Source organism: Castellaniella sp. WN (assembly GCF_054457555.1).
In genome coordinates this window covers 781,321-803,789 of the sequence record NZ_JBTKZC010000001.1, presented here as the reverse complement: position 1 = coordinate 803,789, position 22,469 = coordinate 781,321, and the positions used below count along the sequence as shown (strand labels likewise).

Genomic DNA, 22,469 nt, shown 5'->3' with positions numbered 1-22,469 from the left:
GGCTTATACACGGTATATAATTGAAAGGTTTTACGAATTTCTGCCTTTTCTTCCCTCATGCCCCTGTCCGATCCGGCGCGTCCGCGCCGTCCCGTCCACACGCGCTCCATCCGCGTCGAATCCTATGCCCGGGATGACGGGTTATGGGATCTCGAAGCCGAACTCGTCGATACCAAGGCCTATGACTTCCCGATCCGCGGGGATGGCGTCCACCCCGCGGGCGCGCCAGTGCATCACATGCGCCTGCGCATCACCATCGACGACCGCTTCACCATCACGGCCTCCGAGGCCGCCTACGAGGCCGCCCCCTACGGCGAATTCTGCAGTGCCATTGCGCCGGAATACCGCCGCCTGGTCGGACTGAACCTGCTCAACCAGTTCCGCAAGCACGTGCGCGAGCGCTTCGGCCGCACGGCCGGCTGTACCCACGTTACAGAACTCACCGACGTACTGCCCACCGTGGCGGTCCAGACCATGGCCGACCGCCAGCGGCAGGCCGACACCGGCGAGCGGCCGTTCCAGCTGGACGGTTGCCACGCCCTGCGGGTGGACGGCCCCGTGGTGCGCGCACATTATTCACCCTGGTATGTTCCCGCCGAGGCTCATTCCGATGAGCGTTAGCATCCTCGGGGCTGCCGGCCGGACGGCGTCCGCAGCGTTGCTGCCCCCCTCATCGCTTGCAAGCGGTTCGGATTCGTCAGGCACGGAGCAGTCCGCAGGGACTGCCCCGTGTCCGGTCTCATCCCGTCGAAGCGACGGGCCGGCGGCTTTCTTTTTTCTCCACTGACAGGTAACTCATGAAAATTCACGAATATCAAGGCAAGGAATTGCTGAAGAAGTTTGGCGTGACTGTCCCGCGCGGCATCCCCGCGTTCTCGGTCGAGGAGGCCGTGGCGGCAGCCGAAAAACTGGGTGGTCCTGTCTGGGTCGTCAAGGCGCAGATCCACGCCGGCGGGCGCGGCAAGGGCGGCGGCGTGAAGGTCGCCAAGTCGCTGGACGAGGTCCGGACCCTGGCCGGCCAGATCCTGGGCATGCAGCTGGTCACGCACCAGACCGGCCCGGAAGGCCAGAAGGTGCGTCGCCTGTACATCGAGGACGGCGCCGACATCCAGAAGGAATATTACCTGTCCGTGGTGACCGACCGCGCCACGCAGAAGGTGGCCTTCATCGCGTCGAGCGAAGGCGGCATGGATATCGAGGAAGTCGCACATTCCTCCCCCGAGAAGATCATCACCGTGCAGATCGACCCCCTGAAGGGCTTCACCCAGGCCGACGGCGACGCACTGGCCAAGGGCGTCGCCATGCCGGGCGACTCCGTGGCCCAGTTCATCGACGTGTGCCGGAAGCTCTACACGTGCTACATGGAAACCGATGCCGCGCTGGTCGAGATCAACCCCCTGAACCGCGACAGCAAGGGCAACATCGTTGCTCTGGACGCGAAGTTCAACTTCGATTCCAACGCGCTGTTCCGCCACCCCGAGATCGTCGCCTACCGCGACCTGGACGAGGAAGATCCCGCCGAGATCGAAGCCAGCAAGTTCGACCTGGCCTACATCCAGCTCGACGGCAACATCGGCTGCCTGGTCAACGGCGCCGGCCTGGCCATGGCCACGATGGACACCATCAAGCTGTTCGGCGGCGAGCCGGCCAACTTCCTGGACGTCGGTGGCGGCGCCACGGCGGAAAAGGTCACCGAAGCCTTCAAGATCATGCTCAGGAACGATGGCGTGAAGGCCATCCTGGTCAACATCTTTGGCGGCATCATGCGCTGCGACGTGATCGCCGAAGGCGTCATCGCCGCCTGCAAGGCCGTGAACCTCAGCGTGCCCCTGGTGGTGCGCATGAAGGGCACCAACGAGGAACAGGGCAAGAAGATGCTGGCGGCCTCGGGCCTGCCCATCATCAGCGCCGACACCATGGCCGAAGCCGCGACCGCCGTCGTCGCCGCCGCCGCGAAATAAGCATCACAGGGAATAGAACATGTCGATTCTGATCAACAAGGACACCAAGGTCATCACCCAGGGGATCACCGGCAAGACCGGCCAGTTCCACACCCGCATGTGCCGCGACTACGCCAACGGCCGTGCCGCCTTCGTGGCCGGCGTGCATCCGAAGAAGGCCGGCGAGGACTTCGAGGGCATCCCCATCTATGCCTCCGTGAAGGACGCCAGGCAGGCCACCGGCGCGACCGTGTCGGTCATCTACGTGCCGCCCTCGGGCGCCGCCGCCGCCATCTGGGAAGCCGTCGAGGCCGACCTGGACCTGGCCATCTGCATCACCGAAGGCATTCCCGTGCGCGACATGCTCGAGGTCCGCAACCGCATGCGCGCCGAGAACCGCAAGACCCTGCTGCTGGGCCCCAACTGCCCGGGCCTGATCACGCCCGACGAAATCAAGATCGGCATCATGCCGGGCCACATCCACCGCAAGGGCCGCATCGGCATCGTCAGCCGTTCCGGCACCTTGACCTACGAGGCCGTGGCGCAGGTCACGGAACTGGGCCTGGGCCAGTCCAGCGCGGTCGGTATCGGCGGCGACCCGATCAACGGTCTGAAGCACATCGACGTGCTGCGGATGTTCAATGACGACCCGGACACGGACGCCGTCATCATGATCGGCGAGATCGGCGGTCCCGACGAGGTCAACGCCGCGCAATGGGCCAAGGACAACATGAAAAAGCCCGTGGTCGGCTTCATCGCCGGCGTCACCGCCCCCGCGGGCAAGCGCATGGGCCATGCGGGCGCCCTGATCTCGGGCGGCGCGGACACTGCCGACGCCAAGCTCGAAATCATGGAAGCCTGCGGGATTCGCACCACCCGCAATCCCTCGGAAATGGGCAAGCTGCTCAAAACCGTGCTGTAATCGAAAACCGACGCGCGGGGAGAGCCCGGACGCAGGAAAGGACGGTCCCCGCGGACTGGCCCGCGCCTGGCGGATCCGGGCGGCCCGCATGCCGCGAGGCGGGTAACGGGCCGCGCCGCATGGCGTGGCCTTTTTTCGTTCGCGCCGCGCAACGGCTGCCGCATGGATCGCTCCGATGAAACTGAAACGTCCCACTCTGCTGCAGGGCCTGGCCATCCTGGCCGCGCTGGGCCTGCTGCTTCGCCTGCTGCTCTCGAGGTACACTGCATGACCGCCGACCCGATTCCCCGGACCCTCGTCATCGCCACCCGGGCCAGCCGCCTGGCGCTTTGGCAGGCCCGTCACGTGCAGTCCCGTCTCCAGGACCTGTATCCCGGCTGCCGCGTCGAACTGCTGGAAATGACCACGCGCGGCGACCAGATCCTGGACCGGACCCTGTCCAAGGTCGGTGGCAAGGGTCTGTTCGTCAAGGAACTCGAGACCGCGCTGCTGGACGGCCGCGCCGACCTGGCCGTGCATTCCCTCAAGGACGTGCCGGTCGATCTCACGGTCCCATTCGCCCTGTCCGCCATCCTGGAGCGGGCCGACCCCTGCGATGCGCTGGTGTCCAATACCGCGGGATCCCTGGACGAACTGCCTTCGGGCGCCGTCGTCGGCACCTCCAGTTTGCGCCGCGAGGCCCAGTTGCGCGCCCGCTATCCTCACCTGGCGGTCAAACCCCTGCGCGGCAACCTGGACACTCGCCTGTCCAAGCTCGATCGGGGCGACTACGCCGCCATCGTACTGGCCGCCGCCGGCCTGCGGCGCCTGGGGCTGGCCGGACGGATCCGCGCCGTCCTGCCGGTGGAGCTCAGCCTGCCGGCGGCGGGGCAGGGCGCCCTGGGGATAGAGACCCTGGCGGACCGGACCGACCTGTGCGGCTGGCTCGCGCCGCTGGCCTGCGGCGAGACTACCGCCTGCGCTCTGGCCGAGCGTGCCGTGTCGCGCGCGCTGGGCGGCTCCTGCCAGGTGCCCCTGGCGGCGCACGCGGTATTGAGGGACGGCCTCCTGTATCTGCGGGCGCTGGTGGCGGAACCCGATGGCAGCCGTGTCTTGCGCGCCGAAACCGAAGGCGACCCCGGGGATGCCGAGATGCTGGGGAGCGCAGTCGCCCGGAACCTGCTCGGCCAGGGGGCGGACGTGATCCTGGCCCGTCTGTCCGAATCCTCCTCTTCCTGAGAACGGCTTCCGGATGATCCCGCGTGCCCCGGTCGTGCTCACGCGCCCCGCGGGGCGCAATGAATCACTGGCTCGCGCCTTGCGCGCGGTCGGGGTGGCGGTGATCGAAGCGCCGGCCCTGGCGATCGAGCGGCTGGACACCGCCGTGCCCTCGTTCCAGGCGGGTGATCTCTGCGTTTTCGTCAGCCGCCAGGCGGTGGATGCTTGTTTCGACGGCCGCGCCGCCGCGCCCTGGCCGGACGGTGTCCGGGCGGCGGCGGTGGGGGCGGCGACCGCCCGGGCGCTGCGCGCGCACGTGCCCGAAGACAGAATTCTGGCGCCCGCCGCCGGCACGCCCCCCGATTCGGAGTCGCTGCTGGCCGTCATCGAAGCCGCGCGCCTCGCGCCGGGCCGCGTCCATATTTTGCGAGCCCAGAGGGGGCGGGACTGGCTCGCGCGGCAGCTCCAGGCGCGCGGTTGGCGGGTGGAATGCCATGCCCTGTATCGGCGCGGCCCCGTGGCCTGGGACCGCGCCACGTGCGCGGTCCTGGCGGGGCCGGGCGCCTGCACGCTGCTGCTGACCAGCCCCGAGGCCGTAGACGCCGTGGCCGACAGCCTGCGTCGGCAGGATATGGACTGGCCGCCCGTCCTGCGGGTCGTCACGCTGCACGAGCGGATCGCGCGGCGTTTACAATGCATCTATGCCGACCGCCCCGCGGGCGCGCTGACCGTGCGCCTGAGCGCACCCGATGAGGCCGCCCTTTTTCAGGCTATATTGGCATCTGCGAGATCAGCCTAGAAGGACCCGTACGCCGCCATGACCGATACCGACCACAGCTCGTCCGCCCCGAACTCCGAATCGGCGACGCCCGCCTCGGCGCTGGCAACGGCCCAGGCCGGAGCGGGACGGAAGCGGTCGGGGGCAGCCGCCCTGGCGGTGATCCTGCTGGCCCTGTTCGCCCTGATCCTGGGCGGCGCGCTTTACTACCAGAACCAGCAGTACCGTGCCTTGCGCGCCGACCTGCAGCGGCAGCACGAGCAAAGCGTCCAACTGGTCGAGGAAACCCATGCCCAGGCGGGGCGGGCCCTGTCCCTGGTTCAGGAACAGGCCGCCCGGATCGAGGAGTTGCGCGGCGCGCTGGACGCGACTTCCGGCCAGGTCCGGGAACTCGACCAGGCCCTGCAAATGATGACGGACAGCGGCTCAGATCTGCTGCTGCTCAACGACATCGACCACCTGGTCACCATCGCCCAGCAGCAGCTCGCCCTGGGCAGCAACGTTGCCAACGCGATCATCTCCCTCGAGGCCGCGCAGGCCCAGTTGGCGCGTGCCAACCGTCCCGGACTGGCGGCGCTGCAGCAGTCGATCAACGGCGACCTGGACCGCCTGCGCGCCGTGGCGACCATCGACCTGCCGGCCCTGGCCGCGCGAATCAACCGCTTGTCCAGCCTGATCGGGACCGCCCCTCTGCTGGTTCCGGACACAGCCGGGCAGGCGGCCGGCCACGCCGACCAGGCTCCGGCACCCGTCGCCGGGTCGTCGGCCGCGACTCGGGGCCCGGCGGAGCCGGCGCCCGAGGGCTGGCGTGCCGTGGCCGCCGACGCCTGGCGATGGACGCGCGACGCGGCGGACCTGGTGTCACAGGACCTGCGCGGCCTGTTCGACGTGCGTCGGGTGGACGATGCGGCTGCACTGCTGATGTCGCCCGATCAGGCCCTGCGCTTCCGCGAAGTCCTGAAGCAGCGGGCCGTGACGGCCCAGCTGGCCTTGATGATGCGCCAGTCGAGCATCTGGCAGACCGAGCTCGAACAGTTGTCCAAGGCCATCGACCAGCGCTACGACATGCGCGCCGAGTCCTCCCGCGAGGCACTGAAGATCGCCCGCGAACTGCGTGACACCGCGATCGAGGTCACGCTGCCGACGGTGGACAACAGCCTGGCCGCGATCGCCGCGGCCCGGGACGCCGCCGCGGCGGAGGACGAGCAGAACGACGGGAACGCTCCCGACGATTCTGGCCAGGACGACGCCGCTCCGACGGTGCAATCGCCCGCCATGGCGCCCGCCGGCGCGGTCTGAGGAGGGCGCGATGCGATCCTGGATCTGGACCCTGATTCTGTTCGCGGCCGCCGTGGCGCTGGCCCTGGTGCTGCGCGAGCACAGCGGCAACGTCCTCATCGTCGCCCAGCCGTGGCGCATCGAGTTGTCCCTGTCGCTGGCCGTCGTGCTCGCGCTCGCGATCTTCCTGGCGCTGCACTGGCTGCTGCGCGCGCTGAACTGGCTGGGAAGCAGTCCGGGCCGGCTGCGCGCCTGGCGCGGGCGCCGCGCCCAGAAGCGCGACCTCGAGCTGCTCGAACGTGGCTGGATCAACGTCCTGGAAGGTCGCTACGTCCAGGCCGAGAAGGACCTGTCCACCCTGGTGTCCCGCACCCGCTCGGCCGATCGCAAGGTGCTGGCCGGACTCAGCGCGGCGCGTGCCCTGCATCTGCTGGGCGAGACTGCGCGGCGCGACCAGGTCCTGCGGCTCGCCCAGGAGGGCGCCGGTCAGGATTCCCGCCTGCGTCAGGCCGTGGACACCGTGACTGCGGAAATGTATCTGGATCAGAACCGGGCCGAAGAGGCTCTGGCCCTGCTCGAACCCTTGCAGGACGCTTCATCGCGTTTCCTGCACGGCACCCGCCTGCTGCTGCGTGCCCATCGCCAGCTGGGCCATGCGGATCGCGTGTATGAACTTACCCGCCTGCTGCTGCGCCGGGGCGCGATCGATGAAACCCAGGCGCGTCAGTTCATTCGCGAATCGACGACGCAGCGTCTGGCGCGGGTCGATGAATCCCGCTGGAACACCGTCTGGGGCGACCTGAGCGCCGACGAGCGGCTGGATTCCGATGTGGCGCTGGCAGGCGCCCAGGCCCGGACCCGACTGGGCCACCCGGCCGAGGCGGCCCGCATCCTGGAGGCCGCACTCGGGCGCCGGCTGGATGACCGCCTGCTGCGCGTCTACTCGCATTGCGATACGGTCCAGGCACGCCAGCGCCTCGGTCATGCCGAACTTTGGCTGAAGTCCAATCCCGACCATCCGGGCCTGCTGGCGGCGCTGGGCCAGATCTGCCTGGCCGCCCAGCTCTGGGGGCAGGGCGAGCATTACCTGGAACGCAGCCTGGCCCTGCGCGCCGACACCCACATTCATGCCCTGCTGGGCAATCTGCACGATGCGCTGGGACATCCCGACCAGGCCTTGCGGAACTGGCGGCTGGCCTGCCAGGCGGCGGATGCCGAAATTCCCGCCGTTGAACGCCTGCTGCCGGCCGCCGATACGCGCGGCGATCCCCATTTCGACGCGGTGGACGAGTCGGTGTCGGTGGAATCGGCGCCATCCGCGCCTTATGCGGCCAGCGGCGTCTACGTGCAGGACGAGGCCGACGCCGACGTGATTCCCGTCTCCTCCCCGGCGCCAGAGCCGCCCGCCGCCACACCCGCCGTATCCGGATCCGCATCCGCCGAGGACGAGTATTTCGACACCGCGCCCATTCCCGGGGTGGACATGTCCCAGACCTCGGACAGGGGTGCGCGCAGAGATTTTTCTGTCTGACCTATCAAGGAACCCCATGAGCCTAGATCGAGTGCCGGCCGGCGACAAGCTGCCCGAGGAATTCAACGTCGTGATCGAAATCCCGATGAACGCGGATCCGGTCAAGTATGAAGTCGACAAGGCCAGCGGCGCGGTGTTCGTGGACCGCTTCATGCTGACCGCCATGCACTATCCTTGCAACTACGGCTACATCCCCCAGACCCTGTCGGAAGACGGCGATCCAGTGGATGTGCTGGTGATCGCGCCGTTTCCGGTGCAGGTCGGTTCTGTGATCCGTTGCCGCGCCCTGGGCGTGATGAACATGGAGGATGAGGCCGGCAAGGACGCCAAGCTCCTGGCCCGCCCGGTCGACAAGCTCTACCCGCCGTACCGTCAGATCGAATCGACGGCGGACCTGCCGGCCGAGGAACTGCAGCGCATCCAGCATTTCTTCGAACACTACAAGGACCTGGAAAAGGGCAAGTGGGTCAAGGTCCAGGGCTGGTCGGGCGTGGATGCGGCCAAGCAGGAAATCCGCTCCTCCGTCGAGCGCTACGAGCAGGTCAAGGCCTGAGGCGACGCGCCGTTTTCTCGTTTTCCGCCGCCCGGCCCGCGCGCCGGGCCAGTTTTTTCCGGAGTCCATGATGGATGACACCGTGATTCCCCGTCCCGAGGCGGCCACCGTGGCCGTCCAGGGTATCTCGGCCCGTTTTCCCGTGCGGCGCATCTATTGCGTCGGCCGCAACTACGCGGAACATGCGCGGGAAATGGGCGATTCCGGGCGCGAACCGCCGTTCTTCTTTGCCAAGCCCGCCGATGCCGTCCTGAATGTCGCCGAGGGCGTCGAGGGCGTGCTGCCGTACCCGCCGCTCACCCAGGATCTGCATCACGAGGTCGAACTCGTCGCCGCGCTGGGTTCGGGCGGACGCGACCTGACGCCTGAGCAGGCGGCCTCCTGCGTCTGGGGCTATGCCATCGGTCTGGACATGACGCGTCGCGACCTGCAGGGCGCCGCCAAGAAAGCCGGCCGTCCCTGGGAGACCGGCAAGGCCTTCGACTACAGCGCACCCATCGGGCCGCTGCATCCGGTCGTTTCCACCGGTGCGATGGCGAAGGGGGCGATCACCCTGTCGGTCAACGGCCAGCCGCGCCAGTCGGGCGATCTGTCGGACATGCTCTGGTCGGTGCCTGAGGCCATCGCCTACCTGTCCACTCTGTTCGAACTGAAGGCCGGCGACCTGATCTACACCGGCACGCCGGCCGGAGTCGGCGCCGTCGTGCCCGGCGACCGGCTCGAAGGCGCCATCGAGGGGCTGGGCGCTCTGCGCGTGCGCATCGGCTGACCCTCCGCCACGCCTCCGGTCTTGCGCTCCGGGTTGGCCCGGGGTTCGGACGGCGGACCGGCGGGGTTTCACGCGCCCCCGTGGCGGACAGGACACTTTCAGCCAAGACGGGAAGTGCGAATAGGCGGGCGGGCGAGGGCGGGGCACACTGGGCTCCATCCTTTTCCCGGAGCCCGCCATGTCCGCTTTCCTTCGCCTGTCGCGCCGCGCCCGCCCGCCTTCCAGCCGCATCCGTCGCCTCCTTCCTGGCGCGCCATCTTCCGGCGCCGTGCGCGAGCCGATCCGGCCAGGGGCTCCGAATGCGCCCGTGCTCCTGGCGCTCCGGTCCGATCCGGCCACCCGGGCCGCACAGCGCGGGCAGGCCATGGTCGAGTATGTGGTGGTCGTTGCCTTGGTGGCCGTGGCCGCTATCGCGGTCTACCAGTTGTTCGGCCAAGTGATCCGCGCCCAGACGGCGGCCATGGCGCGGGAAATCGCCGGCGAGGACGGTTCCGAGCAGTCACGCATCGCCCAGTCGGCGGCCGAATCCGCCGCCGCGCAGGCGGCTGCCAAATCGCTGAAGTCCTTCACCGGCAATGCGGCGGCGGGACAGTGACATGGCCGGTCTTCGTCGCTCCCACCGGGGCCAGCAAGGCCAGGTGCTGGTGCTGGGCATGCTGCTGGCGGCCGTGCTGGGTCTGGCCTGGATGCGCTATTTCGCCACCGGCCAAGTCCTGGCGGCCAAGACCCGGCTGGTTCACGGTCTGGATGCCGCCGCCTACAGCGGCGCCCTGGTCCAGGCCCGCACCCTGAATTTCCTGGCCTATCTGAACCGTGCCCGGATGGCGCACCAGCTGTCCATGGCGCACCTGGTCACGCTGGGCAGCTGGGCGCACTACGCCGGCATGGAATCGCGCCGCCTGATCCAGGGCAATCCGCCGGCTCACCTGATCGGCATGCTGTTCGGTGCCGATCATGGCCGCGCCTACCTGGCGGCGGCGTCAGCCGCCGGCCTGGAGGTCCAGGCGCGCGCCGGAGGCTCGCTGGGTCGGGCCTACGCTGTGCACGAACGTTTCGTGCACGAACTGTCGGCGGACCTGTCTCGCGCCCTGGTCCGGGATCTGCCCCAGGCGCGCCTGGATGCGATGCGGGCCGTGCTGGCCGGTCATTATCCGGAACGCGCCTCCGGCGATCTGAGGCCCGTGGTGGCCGATGACGCCTGGTCCGGCCTTCTGCGCCGCCGCACGCCGGATGCGCCCCTGTTCGACTGGACGCGGCATCTGGCCGGTCTGTACCCCTTTCTCGACTCCCGGGACCATACGGCACGCAATCCTTGGCCTGTCAGCGGCCGTTGCCCGCACCTGCGCCACGAATTGCGGCGGCGCGGCGGCACCGCGCTGGACGATGCCGGCCGCTGGCAGGCGGGGGACACGCAGTCCTTCCACGCGGTGCGTTCCAACCGCTGGATCGGCTGCTACTACCGCGAATACGCCATGGGCTGGGCCTGGATGCCGGCGCAGCCCGGCCAGGCGATGGATGCCGATCATGTCGATGCGCCGCCGGAGGATTTCGCCGACCAGGACTTCTGGCGCTGGGTGCGGGCGGCGACGCAATGGGACCTGGTCGGCGGCCGGGACAATCCCCTGGCCAATTCCTATGCCTTGCGCGACCGGCAGACCTGGATGTCGCGTGGTCTGGGGAGCTATCTGGACGTCGCCACCGGGGCCGGGCCGGACGCCGCTTCGGGGTTCGTCGTGCGCATGGAGCTGCCGGATGCGTCCGGCATCCCGATTCGGGCCCGCAGCGCGGCGGAAAGCCTGTTTTCCCGGCCCGTTCGGCGTCTGGACGGCCTGGATGAAACCCCCAGTCTGTTTCATCCCTACTGGCATGCGCGCCTGGCCGCCGGGCTGTCGGACGCGCCAGGAGACTGACATGTCCATTCATGCGCAGCAGGGCGGCCAGGCCCTCGTCGAAACCCTGGCCGTGCTCATCGTCCTGGGCAGTCTGTGGCTCGGCATCGCCTGGCTGGGACGCCTGCAGGATATCGGCCTGCAACTGGCTCACGCCAGCCGCCGCGCCGCTTTCGCCCATGCCCACCAGGGCCTGCCGCCCGAGGCGCTGGCATCCGGCGGGGATGGCTATCTGGATGCTCCGGGACATCTCTGGCGGACCCGGCGGGGCCGGAGTTTCCTGGCCGGGTCGGCGCATCTGGAAGTCGAATCGCTGGGCCCCGCGACCGGCCGGCAGGCCGGCGATCCCGTGGCCGGGGCGGCGGACTTGCGCCGGGAACTGCGGTTGGGCGATCCGACCGTTTGGCGTGCCGGCGCCCGGGGCCGGACCGCCGGTGATGCATCGACGACTGGATCCCTGCCCGATTTCGACCGGCTGGGACTCGACCTGCGCCGTCACACCGCGATCCTGAGCGGCGACGGCGCGGCGGCGGACGATGCCGACGCCCAATCGACCCTGGCGGCCAGCCCGCGTGCCTGGGACGCGGCCGCCTCGGCGTCCCGTGCGGCGGGCCGGGCGGTGCTGGGCCGTCTTCGGGACGTGGACGCCGCCTGGAGCCGTGCCTTGCCCGATTGGGACTGGATTGGACCCTGGACGGGCAGTGTGCCGAGTCCGCATCTGCAAGCCTGGAGGCGGCCATGAATCCGTTCGTGTCGGGCGCATGTTCGACCGCGCTGCTGGCGGCGGTCTTGATGTCGTGCGCTGGTTCGGCCCGCGCCATCCCTGGGTCCTGGGATCCGTCCCGGTCCGAGGCGTTGGCGGGGTGGGTCTGGACGGCGCCCCTGGCTTTCGACCTGCCGGGCGCTCGCCTGCGGATGCGGCGTTTCCGGGCGCCGATGGCGCCGGTGGATGCGGCGCGGCGGTTGGCGCGAGCGGGGGAATTCCGATTCGACCGGCTACAGTTCTCCGGCGCCGTGCTGTCATTGTCGGGCATCCATGAAGGACTGCACTGGTTGGCGCAGTTGCGGCCGGCGGATGACGGCGCTGGCACGATAGGCCTGCTGTCCAGCCTGGGATCAGGGGACCGGCGCGACGCCGGCTTCGATCCGGAGGAACTCGTGCCTTCCGGCGCGCGGCCCGTGCTGCGCGCTTCCAGCCGCCAGACCGATGGCGCCCGCCTGCTGGCCAGCTATCTGTGTCCGGGACCGTATTCACGTGTGGCCGCCGCTGTGCAGCACGCCCTGTGGGACCGGCGCTGGCGGCCGGTGGCGGCGGCCGGGGAGACTTCCGGACCCGCGAAGGACCTGGCGGCGCCGGTGGCCGGGGAATGGGCGCGGCCGGACGGCGCCCGCCTGACAGTCCATTTGCATCCTCGGGCCGACGCTGTCGCCCTGACGTTCTGGCATCGTCCGAAGGAGCCCTCATGATGTTCCCGTTTCCGCGCATTCCCCGATCCGCCGTCTTGGGGGTGCTGGCCCTGGGAGCCGGCCTGCTGGCGGCGGGCGCCCTGACCTTGCACATGCGCGAGCGCGAGCGGCAGATCGAGGACCGGGCCCGCCTGGACATGGTCGAACGCATCGTGGCCGCCAGGGACCTCGCGGCCGGCACCCGGCTGGCATCGGGCGATCTGGCCGTGCGTGGCTTCCCCGTCCGCTGGGTGGGCGGCGACACGCTGCCCTTGGCCCGGCTGGGCGAACTCGAAGGCCGGGTCCTGACGGCGGCTGTGCGGGCGGGCGACGCGCTGGTGCCGGCGCACACCATACGTCCCCAGCCCGCCTTCTCGGAACACCTGGCTCCCGGGCGGCGCGCCATCACGCTGCCGGTGGACCAGGTCAATTCCCTGTCCGGCCTGCTGCAGCCCGGCGACCTGATCGACCTGTACGTGTCCTTCGACCACCGGCGCAAGCGCCTGACGGCACCGCTGCTCCAGGGCGTGCTGGTGCTGGCGACGGGCCGCGAGACCCGGGCTTCCGAGGCCGGCGCCGAGGAATCCGCCTATTCCACGGTGACGCTCGATGCGGCGCCCGAGGATGTGGTGAAGCTGGTCGCCGCCCGCCAGGCGGGGACGCTGACCGCCATTCTGCGTCATCCCGGCGATGCGCGCGCCGATCGACGGGCGGCCCGGGGCGACCTGGCGTCCCTGTTGGGTGTGGGCGACCCGCCGCGCGCGCCGGCCCGACGGGCTGTCATCTTGTATGGCTCTTCGGGTGCTCGCTCCTTGCCGGGCTGGGCCGATACGGAAGGGTTGCCCGCGCGGTCCGGCAATGGCTGGTTCGATCTGCCGGGGGGGCAGGCCCTGGCCAGCGCCTGGATGCGCGCCCTCGCCGGGCAGGCGGCGCCGGACGCGTCGATGGCTGATAGGGATCCGGCCGTCCTCGCGGCCGACGAGTCGGCAAACCTGGCGGCATGGACCGGCCCGGAGGCCGGGCCGACTGGCGAAGAGGACGATAGTCCGGCGACGCGGCCCGGACAGTTCGAAGGCGAGGAGCAACCATGAACCCGCGCCTGTTTTCCGCCCGCGGCCTGTGTCCGGTCTTGTGCCTGTTCTGGGGACTGGCAACCCCGATCCTGTCGGCGGCCGCCGACGCTCCGGCCCCTCTCGCCGAAACTCCTCTGGCGCTCCAGGCGGGCGAGGTCCGGGTGCTGGGCATTCCCGGCGTGGCCCGGGTGGCGGTGGGCGATGGCAAGATATTGAATGCCGTCAGCACCGACGATCGCGAGGTCATCGTGTTCGCCCGCAAGCCCGGCTTCAGCACATTGCATGCCTGGACGGCGGACGGTCAGGCCCACCGGTATGTCGTCGAGGTCGCGCCCGAAGGCGCGCGCCAGTTGCGGGACGAACTGCGCAGCCTGCTGGAACGCATTCCGGGCGCCCGCGTGACCTCCCTGGGCGACAAGCTGCTGGTCGAAGGCGACGACCTGTCCGACGGTGACCGCCAGCGTCTGGCCGAACTGGGGCGCCGCTACCCGCAACTGCTGGATTTCACCGGCACGGTCGGTTGGGATCAGATGGTGCTGCTGGACGTGCGCGTGGTCGAGGTGCCTCGTTCCCTGCTGCGCGAGGTCGGCCTGCGTTGGGGCAGCGAGAGCATCGGAGGCGTGAACGCGGGCCTGAGCTGGGACGGGGGTTCCCGCCGCTATGCCGATCGACCAGGCGAGACCGTGCTGCCCCTGGCTTTTCCGTCTCCCCGCGTGGCCGGCTACTTCGGCATCAATGCGCTGTTGTCGGCGCGTATCGACCTGCTGGCCCAGGACGGACGGGCTGTGGTGTTGGCCCAGCCTCAACTCCTGGCCCGCAGCGGCGCGACCGCTGAATTCCTGGCGGGAGGCGAAGTGCCCTACAGCACGGTGGACGGCAACGGCAACACCCAGACGGCCTTCAAGCCCTACGGAGTGTCGCTGCGCATCACGCCGTCCATCGAGCGCAGCGGCGCCGTGCGCTCGCGCCTGGAGGTCGAGGTCAGCGCCATCGATCCGTCGCTGTCGGTGCCGGGTGGGCCTTCCCTGAAGACCCGGCGGACGGCCACCGAGTTCAACGTGCGCTCCGGACAGACCCTGGTGCTGGCAGGTTTCCTGTCGCGGGATACGGCCCGCAACGTGGATCGTCTTCCGGGTCTGGGCGACCTGCCGGTCCTGGGTGCGTTGTTCCGATCCACGCGTTTCCAGCGCAACGAAACGGAACTGGCCATCCTGGTCACGCCGCAGCTGGTGACGGCGGACCATCCCGATCTGCGCCTGCGCGTCCGGCGCGCCGGCGCGATCCTGGACCAAGCGTTTCCGGCCGAACCCGTGATGCTGGCGCCCGTCCGAGCTGCGCCCCCAGCCTCCGTCCGGGAGTCCGGACCGGGCTGGAATCCGCGCGCGGTCGGCCCCGGCTCTCAGTGGCGAGGGATCGCCGGCATGCCGGAGGAGGCCGCTACGGAAACCGCCGCGCCGGCCGCGACCGAATTCCCCCATGAGGGGATGGCGCGCCGCGCCAAGGCGGCGCCATGAACACCGTCGATCTCGACCTGCGCTTCGAGGATGGCAGCCGCCGGCGCGAGCGGCATGCCTTGCCCCTGTTGATCGGCCGCGAAGCGACCTGCGGCCTGGTCGTGCGCGCCTGGCGGGTCGGGCGCCGGCATGCGCGCCTGCTGCTGCGCCAGGACGAGCTCTGGATCGAGGATCTGGGCTCCCTGTTCGGCACCGCCGTCAACGGGGACCGGGTCGCCGCATACGGTCCGTTGACGGAGCGGGATGAGGTGGTCATCGGTCCATGCCTGTTGAGCGTCCTGACCGCGGAAACGGATGCCGCCCCGGATGCCGCCGGGCATGCGAAGCCGGCTGGAGCGGCATCGGACGGCATCGCGGCAGGCGTCGTGGCGGCGGCCGGGACCAGCGACGCATGCCTTCGTGCCGGTCCGGCTGATCGGGCCGCTGCCGGGGACACTGCGGACGGAGCGCGTCCGGGGGAGGCGGTGGCGCCGCCGATCCACGGCGCCGGATCCGGTGGTCAGGTCCATCGGCGCCGCCTGCACGAGGGCCTGATCGCCGCGTTGCAGCTGCGCCGTCGCGATATCGGCGGGATGAGCGACGCTGCGCTGCGGGCCGAGGCCGCCGCCGTGCTGTCCGGCCTGATCGCGACCGACGAGGCCCTGCCTCTGGATCTGAACCGGGAGGCGCTGGTCAGGGAGCTGGTGGACGAGGCCGTCGGCCTGGGACCGCTGGAACCGTTGCTGGCCGACCCGGGCATCACGGAAATCATGGTCAATCGCCACGATGAAATCTTTGTCGAGCGCGGCGGACGTCTGACGCGCGCCGCCGCCAGCTTCAGCGGCGAGCAGGCGGTGCTGGGGATCATCGACCGCATCGTGGCGCCGCTGGGGCGGCGGATCGATGAAAGCGCGCCCATGGTCGATGCCCGCCTGCGCGACGGGTCCCGGGTGAATGCCGTGATCGCGCCCATCGCTCTGCGCGGCGCCAGCCTGACGATCCGCAAGTTTCCCGCCCGGCGCCTGGACATGCCCGACCTGCTGGCCGTCGGCGCCCTGGACGAGGCCATGGCGCGGTTCCTGACGCATTGCGTGCGCCATCGCAAGAATCTGATCGTCTCCGGAGGGACGGGCTCGGGCAAGACCAGCCTGCTGAACGTCCTGTCCAACGCCATCCCCGCAGGCGAGCGCGTGATCACGATCGAGGACGCGGCCGAACTGCGCCTGAACCACGCCCATCTGGTCAGCCTGGAAGCCCGGCCGCCCAATTCCGAGGGCCGGGGTCGCGTCGAGATCCGCGACCTGGTGCGCAATGCTCTGCGTATGCGTCCGGATCGCATCGTCGTGGGGGAATGCCGGGGCGGTGAAGCCTTTGATATGCTGGCGGCCATGAATACCGGGCACGAGGGCTCGCTGACCACGTTGCATGCGAACAGCCCGCGCGATGCCCTGGGCCGCCTGGAAACCATGATTCTCATGGCGGGCATGGACTTGCCGCTGGCCGCGATCCGCGAGCATATCGCCTCCAGCATCGACTTCATCGTCCAGCTGGTGCGCGCCGCCGACGGCCGGCGCCTGGTGAGCGCCATCGTCCAGGTGGCGGGCCAGGAAGGTGGACGCATCCAGCTGCAGGACCTGTTCCTGGGGCGCGCCGGGCCACCCGCCGTATTCGCCGGCTGCGGCCTGCCACCCGATGGTTTCGAGGGCGTGGCGGCGCTGGATGCCGCATTGTTTTCAGGCCGAACGGTCGTCCAGGGCCGGACGGCGCTGGACGAGGCCATGCCATCCGAGGCCCCGCAGGGCGACAGGCCGTGGGTCGATGCCCCGCGGTCCGTCCCGCCATTCCGGGAGCCTCCGTCGCCGGAGGGCGCGCCGTGTCGATCCTGATCTTCTCGATGCTCGCGGGCAGCATCGCGCTGGCCGCCTGGTGGCTGCTCGGGCAGGCGGACCGCGCCTGGACGCGTTACGAGGATCGCATGCGGGACGAGACCCGGCGCACGCTGGACGCTTCCTTCCTCTTCCTGGACATGGCCCAACTGCGGCCGGCCGCGGCCGGGCTGGGCTTGGCCCTGATGCTGACAGTGGCCTGGCTGGCGGGCCGCTGGTGGGGCGTGCTGCCCGTGCTGGTCGGACTGCTGTGCGCGCCCCCGTTGATCCTGCGCCACGTGCGCCGCCGCCGGGCACGGCGGTTCGACGCCCAGTTGCCCGACCTGGTCCAGGCGCTGGCGGGGGCGCTGCGCGCCGGAGCTGGAGTCCAGCCCGCCCTGCGGCATCTCGTGGCCCAGGCCAGCCCGCCGCTGTCCCAGGAATTCGGCCTGCTGCTGCGCGAACAGCGTCTGGGCCTGGGCTTCCAGGATGCCCTGCAGCAATTGCGCACCCGTATGCCGACCGAATCCTGCGGCCTGGTGGTATCCGCGTTGGGCATCGCCGCCCGCACGGGCGGCGGACTGGCCGACACGCTGGAAAGCATCGCCCAGACGCTGCGGGCGCGGCAGCATTGGTTGGGCCGTGTCGAGGCGCTGACTGCCCAGGGTCGCATGCAGAGCCGCATCATGGCTGGCCTGCCGGTGGTGTTGATTCTGGCGCTCAGCCGCCTGGAGCCCGAGGTCATGGCGCTGCTGTGGCAGACCTGGTATGGCTGGATCGTGCTGTCGGCGATCCTGGCGCTGGAGGGCCTGGGCATCCTTTGGATCCGGCGGGTGACCGCGGTCGAAGTGTAGCGGTCTTCGGCCGGAGCGGGTGGACGCCGGGCTCCGCCCGGGGACGATGAGTCGTCGATCGATTGGCGATCGGCATGGGAGGCGGGATGGCGTGGTTCTGGATCGGTTTGTGCCTGGCGGCGACGGCGGCCTGCCTGGGCCTGTGGGCGCTGGGCGGGCCCTGGGCCGCCGCGCGTGGCGAAGTCCGTCCTCCCGCGTTCTGGTGGCCCTGGGTGCTGGCGCTGGCGCCCTGGTGCGCGCCCTTCGTCACTTGGCGCATGCGCCGGGAACTGCGGCGCTGGGGGCCTCGCGCCGGCCTCGCGCCGCACTGGCAGGCCGATCGCTGGCTGGCTGCCTGCGTGCTGGCCGCCGGCAGCGGTGCCGCGTTGGCTGGCGCGGGGGCTTTGATGGCCTCCGCGCCTGTGCGCATCGGCGTCCTGTCGGCGCTGGCGGGTGCCACCCTGGGTTTCGTCTGGCCGGACCAGGCCCTGCGGCGCCGCGCCGCCGCGCGGAGGCTGCGGATGATGCGGGAGTTGCCCTTCATGCTGGACCTGCTGACCCTGTGCGTGGAGGCCGGTCTGAGCCTGCCGGCGGCTCTGCACCAGGTGGCCGGTCACGCCCCGGAAGGCCCGCTGCGCCAGAGCCTGCGGGACGCGGCCGCGATGGAGCGTACCGGCATGGACAGGCCGCGCTGGCTGCTGCATTGGGCGGATCGCGCGGATGTGCCCGGCGTGCGCAATCTGGTCACGGCCTTGGCCCAGGCCGACAGTCTGGGCATGAGCCTGGGGCCCCTGCTGCGGGCGCAGGCCGAGCGCCAGCGCGGCGAACGCTTTCTGCGCGCCGAGAAGCTGGCGCTGGAGGCGCCCGTGCGCATGCTGTTTCCCATGGTGCTGTGTATCTTCCCCTGTACCTTCCTGGTCATCGGTTTTCCCGTGGCGATGAAGCTGCTGGACGCGGGGTTCTGATGATGGGCAGGCGGATGCGGCCCAACCGGCGGCCGACCTGGAGCGGTCCCCGGGAACCGGCATCCTGGCTGTATGCCACCCGACCCCTGCGCCTGTATTGTGCGCGTTCCTTTGTCGCGCGCCTGCTCGGTCTGCGGCTGTGGCCGGGCTGGGGCGGGCGGCCCAGGGGGTTGCTGCTGCCTGAGTGCCGCGCCGTGCACACGCTGGGCCTGGCTCAGGCCGTGGATCTGGTATTTCTGGATGCCGAGGGCCGGGTCGTGGGGATGGCGTCCCGGGTCGGTCCGTGGCGCTGCGTATTGCGCCGGCGCGCCCGGGCTGTCGTGGAGTTGCCCGCGGGCTATTGCGCCCGGCAGGATTGGCAGGCTCAGGTCGAGGCCGCCTGGCTGGGGCGGAAGATCGTCGTATAGACAGGGTAGAAGCTGCAGTACAGCAGGGCCGTGACCACAATGTCCAGCGGCAGGGCGAACCAGGCCAGCAGACCGGTAGGCACCCCGGCCGAGGCCAGCCCGTCCAGCAGGCCGTGCAAGCCGAAGAACACGGCGGCCCAGGTCGCCACGTACACGGTGATGGGGTATTTGTTGCGCCAGCAGGCGATCATGGAGTAGAACAACGCCCGGCGCAGCGGAAGCCCGTGCCAGCCGACCAGGGCCGGTGTGTGCCAGAACAGGGCCGACAACAGCACGTAGAACAGGCCGAATACCATCAGCGGACCCTGCATGGCCTGGGCCAGGACGGGGAAATCGGGCTGCTCGGCGGTGCCCAGGGTCTCGAGCATCGAGGACAGGAAAGGCAGCACGGCGGCGAGGGCGGCGATGAAGGAACAGCCCAGATAGGCCAGGCCCAGTTTCAGCAGCGCGCTCGTGACGCCGGGCGTCCGCAACGGCTGCAGCCACAGGCCGGGCATCATCCGCACGCCTTGGTCCAGGTTGCGGCAGGCGCACAGCGTCAGAAAGGTCAGCAGCGGGGTCAGCAGCACCAGCGCGGTCTGGCCCAGCACCGGGACGAGAGCGCCGACGTTGATGAAGAAGCTGGTGGTGATGCTCCAGAAGAGCATGGCCATGGGCTGGCGGCGGAACAGCCGGGTGCCCTGGGCGATCCAGGACCAGCCGGCGCCGGGGGGCAGGATGGCGGCTTGCAGGGGTGTCATGGGCGGGGCAGGGGGGGCGCGAGTTGCTCGGTGCGCAGCCGCAAAATACGCTCGAAGTGGCGCGGATCGTGCGGCTTGAGCGTCTGGGCCGGCCTGGGCAGGTGGAAGTCGTACAGGCGGGAAATCCAGAAGCGCAGGGCCGCCGCGCGCAGCATCACGGGCCAGGCGGTGCGCTCCTCCCCGGTGAAGGGGCGCACGGCGTGGTAGGCCTGCAGCCAGGCCTCCAGGCGGCGGCGCACGAAGGCCCCCGTCGTCCGGTGGATGCACCAGTCGTTGACACTGACCGCCACGTCGAACAGCCAGGTGTCGCAGCCGGCGAAATAGAAGTCGATGAAGCCGCCCATGTGGGGCGACTCGAAAGTGCCGTCGAACAGTACATTGTCGCGGAACAGGTCGCAGTGCGCGGGGCCGAAGGGCAGGCGCGCGGTCGTTTCCGCGGCGGCGAAGGCGATCTGCTCGTCCAGCGCGCTTCGCAGCAGCGCGGCCTGGCCGGCGTCCAGAAAGGGCTCCAGGGCCGGCGCGGTAGCCTTCCACCATTCCAGGCCGCGCAGGTTGGGCTGGCGAATGGGGAAGTCCCGCGCCGCCAGATGAGCCCGCGCCAGGGTCTGCCCGGCCAGGGTGCAATGGGCCGGGCCGGGTTCGGGCTCGTAGCCGCCCGACAGGCGCGTGACGATCGCGGCCGGTTTGCCGTTCAGGGAGGTCAGGCGGGTGCCGTCGAGCAGGGTCTGGGGTTCGGGCACGGGCACGCCGCGTCCCGCCAGATGGTGCATCAGCTCGATATAGAACGGTAGCTGTTCAGCGGTCAGGACCTCGAACAGGGTCAGGACGTAGGCGCCTCGCGTGGTGTCGAGGAAGTAGTTGGTGTTTTCGATGCCGGCGGTGATGCCGCGCAGGGCGACCAGCTCGCCCAGCTGGTAGCGCAGCAGCAGCGCGCGGGCGTCGTCTTCGGTGACGGGGGTGAATACGGCCATGGGAATACGCATGCGGCCGCGAAAGGCCGGGTTCGGATCGGGATCGGTCAGCGGGAATTTTAGACGAAAAGCCGGCCGCCGCTTCCTTACGGCCATTTCGCACCCGGCTAAAATGGTGGATTGCCGGAGAATGTCCCGTATGTCCCAGTCCTCACCCGGCGTCCGGCACGATGCCGAACCTGCCGCGCCATCCGCCTTTTCCGCCGATCCGGAACCCAGGCCCTGGCGCCTGTGCGTGGCGCCGATGATCGATGTCACGGATCGGCATTGCCGCTATTTCCATCGTTTGCTCGCGCCCCGTGCCCGCCTGTACACCGAGATGATCACGACCGGCGCCCTGCTGCACGGCGATGTGGGCCGGCATCTGGATTTCGACCCGGCGGAACACCCGGTGGCTCTGCAGCTGGGCGGCAGCGAACCGGACGCGCTGGCGCGGGCCGCGCGGCTGGGCGAGCGCTGGGGCTACGACGAGATCAACCTGAACTGCGGCTGCCCGTCCGAACGAGTCCAGCGCGGCGCCTTCGGGGCCTGCCTGATGGCCGAGCCGCGCCTGGTCGCCGACTGCGTCCGCGCCATGCTGGACGTCGTGTCGGTGCCGGTGACGGTGAAGCACCGCCTGGGCCTGGATTACGACGAGTCTTACGATTTCGTGCGCGATTTCGTCGGCATTCTGCACGAAGCCGGCTGTCGGGTGTTCATCGTCCATGCACGCAACGCGGTCCTGAAGGGGCTGTCGCCCAAGGACAACCGGGAAAAGCCGCCGCTGCGCTACGCCGACGCGGTACGTCTGAAACGGGATTTTCCGGATGCGGCGTTCGTGCTGAATGGCGGGCTGGCCGACGTCGAGGCCTGCCTGGACTGGATGGAGCGTCTGGATGGCGTGATGCTGGGCCGGGCGGCCTGGCATCATCCGGACATTCTGGCCGAACTGGACCGGCGCATGGCGCCGGGCGAGGCACGTCCCGGCCTGGCGGTCATCCTGGACGCCTGGGTGGATTACGTAACCGCGCAGCACGCGCGCGGCGTGCCGCTGCACATCCTGCTGCGCGGTGTGCTGGGCTGGCGCACCGGTCGTCCCGGGGCGCGGCAATGGCGGCGCATGCTGTCGGATCCCGCGCTGCTGCGGGCCGAAGGCCCTGGCATCCTGCGCCGCGCCTGGCAAGTGCTTGCCTGAGCGGCGCCTGGACTCGCCCACTGCGTTGCAGGCCACGTCGTTGCTTGCAAGCGGCTCGGACTCGTCAGGCACGAGGCAGTCCGCAGGGATTGCCCCATGCCCGGACTCATCCTCGCGATAGCTGGGCTATCGCTGCGGTTTGCGCCTTGCCTGACGAGTCCGTGCATCCAAAACAGGACATCAGCGGGTCGGCGTATCCGATGTGTCGGCGGGCCAGTCGCGGATGTAGGCTTTCAGCATGTCGTTCTCGAACTGCTGGGCTTCGACGATGGCGCGCGCCATGTCGTAGAACGAGATCACGCCCATGAGGGTGGGGCCGTCCATCACCGGGATGTAGCGGGCGTGCTTGTCGAGCATCAGGCGCTGGACCTCGTCGGCGTCGGTGTTGGGCGTGACGCTGACGGGCGCGTCGTCCATGATGCTGCGCACCGTGTAGTCGCCGGCCTGGCCGTCGTGGGCGTTCAGGTGATTCATGATTTCGCGGAAGGTCAGCATGCCGGCGAGCCGGCCGTGGTCCATGATGACCAGCGAGCCGATGTCGAGCTGACTCATGGTGGCGATGGCCTCGCGCACCGGCATGTCGGGCGTCCCTGTGTACAGCGTGTGCCCCTTCACGCGTAGGATTTCATTGACTTTCAGCATGTC

General features: G+C 69.8%; 23 protein-coding genes. 20 read left to right on the top strand and 3 right to left on the bottom strand.

The window, feature by feature from the left end; all coding sequences use genetic code 11:
* Nucleotides 1-57: 57 nt before the first annotated feature.
* From ACTPOE_RS03680 to ACTPOE_RS03590, 19 genes are all read left to right on the top strand, one after another.
* Nucleotides 58-621 carry a DUF2889 domain-containing protein gene (locus ACTPOE_RS03680; protein ID WP_458870863.1) on the top strand — a complete coding sequence of 188 codons (564 nt, stop codon included), beginning with the start codon at nucleotides 58-60 and terminating at the stop codon, nucleotides 619-621.
* Nucleotides 622-797: 176 nt separating this feature from the next.
* Nucleotides 798-1,961 (top strand): ADP-forming succinate--CoA ligase subunit beta, encoded by a 1,164-nt coding sequence (sucC, locus tag ACTPOE_RS03675; protein ID WP_458870862.1) that lies wholly within the window; start codon nucleotides 798-800, stop codon nucleotides 1,959-1,961.
* A gap of 19 nt (nucleotides 1,962-1,980) precedes the next feature.
* A complete protein-coding gene (gene sucD, locus ACTPOE_RS03670) occupies nucleotides 1,981-2,862 on the top strand; it encodes a succinate--CoA ligase subunit alpha (RefSeq protein WP_458870861.1) in 882 nt (293 codons plus the stop codon).
* A 267-nt stretch (nucleotides 2,863-3,129) separates the two neighbouring features.
* Nucleotides 3,130-4,080, top strand: a complete 951-nt coding sequence (gene hemC, locus ACTPOE_RS03665; protein ID WP_458870859.1) for a hydroxymethylbilane synthase — start codon at nucleotides 3,130-3,132, stop codon at nucleotides 4,078-4,080.
* 13 nt (nucleotides 4,081-4,093) lie between these two features.
* Nucleotides 4,094-4,858: a uroporphyrinogen-III synthase gene (locus ACTPOE_RS03660; protein ID WP_458870858.1), complete on the top strand. Its 765-nt coding sequence runs from the start codon at nucleotides 4,094-4,096 to the stop codon at nucleotides 4,856-4,858.
* Nucleotides 4,859-4,876: 18 nt separating this feature from the next.
* Entirely contained in the window at nucleotides 4,877-6,136 is a 1,260-nt protein-coding gene (locus tag ACTPOE_RS03655; protein WP_458870857.1) for a uroporphyrinogen-III C-methyltransferase, read from the top strand.
* 10 nt (nucleotides 6,137-6,146) lie between these two features.
* On the top strand, nucleotides 6,147-7,646 hold the full coding sequence (locus ACTPOE_RS03650; protein ID WP_458870855.1) for a heme biosynthesis HemY N-terminal domain-containing protein: 1,500 nt from the start codon (nucleotides 6,147-6,149) through the stop codon (nucleotides 7,644-7,646).
* 16 nt (nucleotides 7,647-7,662) lie between these two features.
* Nucleotides 7,663-8,199 (top strand): inorganic diphosphatase, encoded by a 537-nt coding sequence (gene ppa / locus ACTPOE_RS03645; protein ID WP_458870854.1) that lies wholly within the window; start codon nucleotides 7,663-7,665, stop codon nucleotides 8,197-8,199.
* A gap of 70 nt (nucleotides 8,200-8,269) precedes the next feature.
* Nucleotides 8,270-8,968 carry a fumarylacetoacetate hydrolase family protein gene (locus ACTPOE_RS03640; RefSeq protein WP_458872746.1) on the top strand — a complete coding sequence of 233 codons (699 nt, stop codon included), beginning with the start codon at nucleotides 8,270-8,272 and terminating at the stop codon, nucleotides 8,966-8,968.
* Between the two features lie 364 nt (nucleotides 8,969-9,332).
* Nucleotides 9,333-9,563, top strand: a complete 231-nt coding sequence (locus ACTPOE_RS03635; RefSeq protein ID WP_458872745.1) for a hypothetical protein — start codon at nucleotides 9,333-9,335, stop codon at nucleotides 9,561-9,563.
* Nucleotide 9,564: 1 nt separating this feature from the next.
* Entirely contained in the window at nucleotides 9,565-10,878 is a 1,314-nt protein-coding gene (locus ACTPOE_RS03630) for a hypothetical protein (RefSeq protein ID WP_458870853.1), read from the top strand.
* 1 nt (nucleotide 10,879) lies between these two features.
* A complete protein-coding gene (locus ACTPOE_RS03625) occupies nucleotides 10,880-11,599 on the top strand; it encodes a hypothetical protein (RefSeq protein WP_458870851.1) in 720 nt (239 codons plus the stop codon).
* Entirely contained in the window at nucleotides 11,596-12,324 is a 729-nt protein-coding gene (locus tag ACTPOE_RS03620) for a hypothetical protein (RefSeq protein WP_458870850.1), read from the top strand. The genes ACTPOE_RS03625 and ACTPOE_RS03620 overlap by 4 nt, the downstream gene beginning before the upstream one ends.
* The gene (cpaB, locus tag ACTPOE_RS03615; RefSeq protein WP_458870848.1) at nucleotides 12,321-13,394 is read left to right on the top strand and encodes a Flp pilus assembly protein CpaB; all 1,074 of its coding nucleotides are present in this window, start codon (nucleotides 12,321-12,323) and stop codon (nucleotides 13,392-13,394) included. Before ACTPOE_RS03620 ends, cpaB begins: the two co-directional genes overlap by 4 nt.
* On the top strand, nucleotides 13,391-14,890 hold the full coding sequence (locus tag ACTPOE_RS03610; RefSeq protein ID WP_458870847.1) for a type II and III secretion system protein family protein: 1,500 nt from the start codon (nucleotides 13,391-13,393) through the stop codon (nucleotides 14,888-14,890). Before cpaB ends, ACTPOE_RS03610 begins: the two co-directional genes overlap by 4 nt.
* Nucleotides 14,887-16,755, top strand: a complete 1,869-nt coding sequence (locus ACTPOE_RS03605) for an ATPase, T2SS/T4P/T4SS family (RefSeq protein WP_458870846.1) — start codon at nucleotides 14,887-14,889, stop codon at nucleotides 16,753-16,755. The genes ACTPOE_RS03610 and ACTPOE_RS03605 overlap by 4 nt, the downstream gene beginning before the upstream one ends.
* A complete protein-coding gene (locus tag ACTPOE_RS03600) occupies nucleotides 16,743-17,588 on the top strand; it encodes a type II secretion system F family protein (RefSeq protein WP_458870845.1) in 846 nt (281 codons plus the stop codon). The genes ACTPOE_RS03605 and ACTPOE_RS03600 overlap by 13 nt, the downstream gene beginning before the upstream one ends.
* Before the next feature lie 86 nt (nucleotides 17,589-17,674).
* Nucleotides 17,675-18,532 (top strand): type II secretion system F family protein, encoded by an 858-nt coding sequence (locus ACTPOE_RS03595; RefSeq protein WP_458870844.1) that lies wholly within the window; start codon nucleotides 17,675-17,677, stop codon nucleotides 18,530-18,532.
* The gene (locus tag ACTPOE_RS03590; protein WP_458870843.1) at nucleotides 18,532-18,939 is read left to right on the top strand and encodes a DUF192 domain-containing protein; all 408 of its coding nucleotides are present in this window, start codon (nucleotides 18,532-18,534) and stop codon (nucleotides 18,937-18,939) included. The genes ACTPOE_RS03595 and ACTPOE_RS03590 overlap by 1 nt, the downstream gene beginning before the upstream one ends.
* Here the strand turns inward: ACTPOE_RS03590 and ACTPOE_RS03585 are convergent.
* Both ACTPOE_RS03585 and ACTPOE_RS03580 read right to left on the bottom strand, forming a co-directional pair.
* Nucleotides 18,897-19,679, bottom strand: a complete 783-nt coding sequence (locus ACTPOE_RS03585) for a BPSS1780 family membrane protein (RefSeq protein ID WP_458870841.1) — start codon at nucleotides 19,677-19,679, stop codon at nucleotides 18,897-18,899. The two genes, ACTPOE_RS03590 and ACTPOE_RS03585, sit on opposite strands and share 43 nt — an antisense overlap.
* Nucleotides 19,676-20,650: a homoserine kinase gene (locus tag ACTPOE_RS03580; RefSeq protein WP_458870840.1), complete on the bottom strand. Its 975-nt coding sequence runs from the start codon at nucleotides 20,648-20,650 to the stop codon at nucleotides 19,676-19,678. The genes ACTPOE_RS03585 and ACTPOE_RS03580 overlap by 4 nt, the downstream gene beginning before the upstream one ends.
* A gap of 244 nt (nucleotides 20,651-20,894) precedes the next feature.
* Between ACTPOE_RS03580 and dusA the strand changes: the two genes are divergently transcribed.
* Nucleotides 20,895-21,824 carry a tRNA dihydrouridine(20/20a) synthase DusA gene (gene dusA, locus ACTPOE_RS03575; RefSeq protein WP_458872744.1) on the top strand — a complete coding sequence of 310 codons (930 nt, stop codon included), beginning with the start codon at nucleotides 20,895-20,897 and terminating at the stop codon, nucleotides 21,822-21,824.
* A gap of 180 nt (nucleotides 21,825-22,004) precedes the next feature.
* Here the strand turns inward: dusA and ACTPOE_RS03570 are convergent, their stop codons facing one another.
* Entirely contained in the window at nucleotides 22,005-22,466 is a 462-nt protein-coding gene (locus ACTPOE_RS03570; protein ID WP_458870839.1) for a CBS domain-containing protein, read from the bottom strand.
* Nucleotides 22,467-22,469: the final 3 nt, after the last annotated feature.

Excerpts from the sequence above, each read along its gene's own strand:
- ACTPOE_RS03680 (WP_458870863.1), top strand. The coding sequence starts at position 58 with ATGCCCCTGTCCGATCCGGCGCGTCCGCGCCGTCCCGTCCACACGCGC.
- sucC (WP_458870862.1), top strand. The coding sequence starts at position 798 with ATGAAAATTCACGAATATCAAGGCAAGGAATTGCTGAAGAAGTTTGGC.
- sucD (WP_458870861.1), top strand. The coding sequence starts at position 1,981 with ATGTCGATTCTGATCAACAAGGACACCAAGGTCATCACCCAGGGGATC.
- hemC (WP_458870859.1), top strand. The coding sequence starts at position 3,130 with ATGACCGCCGACCCGATTCCCCGGACCCTCGTCATCGCCACCCGGGCC.
- ACTPOE_RS03660 (WP_458870858.1), top strand. The coding sequence starts at position 4,094 with ATGATCCCGCGTGCCCCGGTCGTGCTCACGCGCCCCGCGGGGCGCAAT.
- ACTPOE_RS03655 (WP_458870857.1), top strand. The coding sequence starts at position 4,877 with ATGACCGATACCGACCACAGCTCGTCCGCCCCGAACTCCGAATCGGCG.
- ACTPOE_RS03650 (WP_458870855.1), top strand. The coding sequence starts at position 6,147 with ATGCGATCCTGGATCTGGACCCTGATTCTGTTCGCGGCCGCCGTGGCG.
- ppa (WP_458870854.1), top strand. The coding sequence starts at position 7,663 with ATGAGCCTAGATCGAGTGCCGGCCGGCGACAAGCTGCCCGAGGAATTC.
- ACTPOE_RS03640 (WP_458872746.1), top strand. The coding sequence starts at position 8,270 with ATGGATGACACCGTGATTCCCCGTCCCGAGGCGGCCACCGTGGCCGTC.
- ACTPOE_RS03635 (WP_458872745.1), top strand. The coding sequence starts at position 9,333 with ATGGTCGAGTATGTGGTGGTCGTTGCCTTGGTGGCCGTGGCCGCTATC.
- ACTPOE_RS03630 (WP_458870853.1), top strand. The coding sequence starts at position 9,565 with ATGGCCGGTCTTCGTCGCTCCCACCGGGGCCAGCAAGGCCAGGTGCTG.
- ACTPOE_RS03625 (WP_458870851.1), top strand. The coding sequence starts at position 10,880 with ATGTCCATTCATGCGCAGCAGGGCGGCCAGGCCCTCGTCGAAACCCTG.
- ACTPOE_RS03620 (WP_458870850.1), top strand. The coding sequence starts at position 11,596 with ATGAATCCGTTCGTGTCGGGCGCATGTTCGACCGCGCTGCTGGCGGCG.
- cpaB (WP_458870848.1), top strand. The coding sequence starts at position 12,321 with ATGATGTTCCCGTTTCCGCGCATTCCCCGATCCGCCGTCTTGGGGGTG.
- ACTPOE_RS03610 (WP_458870847.1), top strand. The coding sequence starts at position 13,391 with ATGAACCCGCGCCTGTTTTCCGCCCGCGGCCTGTGTCCGGTCTTGTGC.
- ACTPOE_RS03605 (WP_458870846.1), top strand. The coding sequence starts at position 14,887 with ATGAACACCGTCGATCTCGACCTGCGCTTCGAGGATGGCAGCCGCCGG.
- ACTPOE_RS03595 (WP_458870844.1), top strand. The coding sequence starts at position 17,675 with ATGGCGTGGTTCTGGATCGGTTTGTGCCTGGCGGCGACGGCGGCCTGC.
- ACTPOE_RS03590 (WP_458870843.1), top strand. The coding sequence starts at position 18,532 with ATGATGGGCAGGCGGATGCGGCCCAACCGGCGGCCGACCTGGAGCGGT.
- ACTPOE_RS03585 (WP_458870841.1), bottom strand. The coding sequence starts at position 19,679 with ATGACACCCCTGCAAGCCGCCATCCTGCCCCCCGGCGCCGGCTGGTCC.
- ACTPOE_RS03580 (WP_458870840.1), bottom strand. The coding sequence starts at position 20,650 with ATGGCCGTATTCACCCCCGTCACCGAAGACGACGCCCGCGCGCTGCTG.
- dusA (WP_458872744.1), top strand. The coding sequence starts at position 20,895 with ATGATCGATGTCACGGATCGGCATTGCCGCTATTTCCATCGTTTGCTC.
- ACTPOE_RS03570 (WP_458870839.1), bottom strand. The coding sequence starts at position 22,466 with ATGCTGAAAGTCAATGAAATCCTACGCGTGAAGGGGCACACGCTGTAC.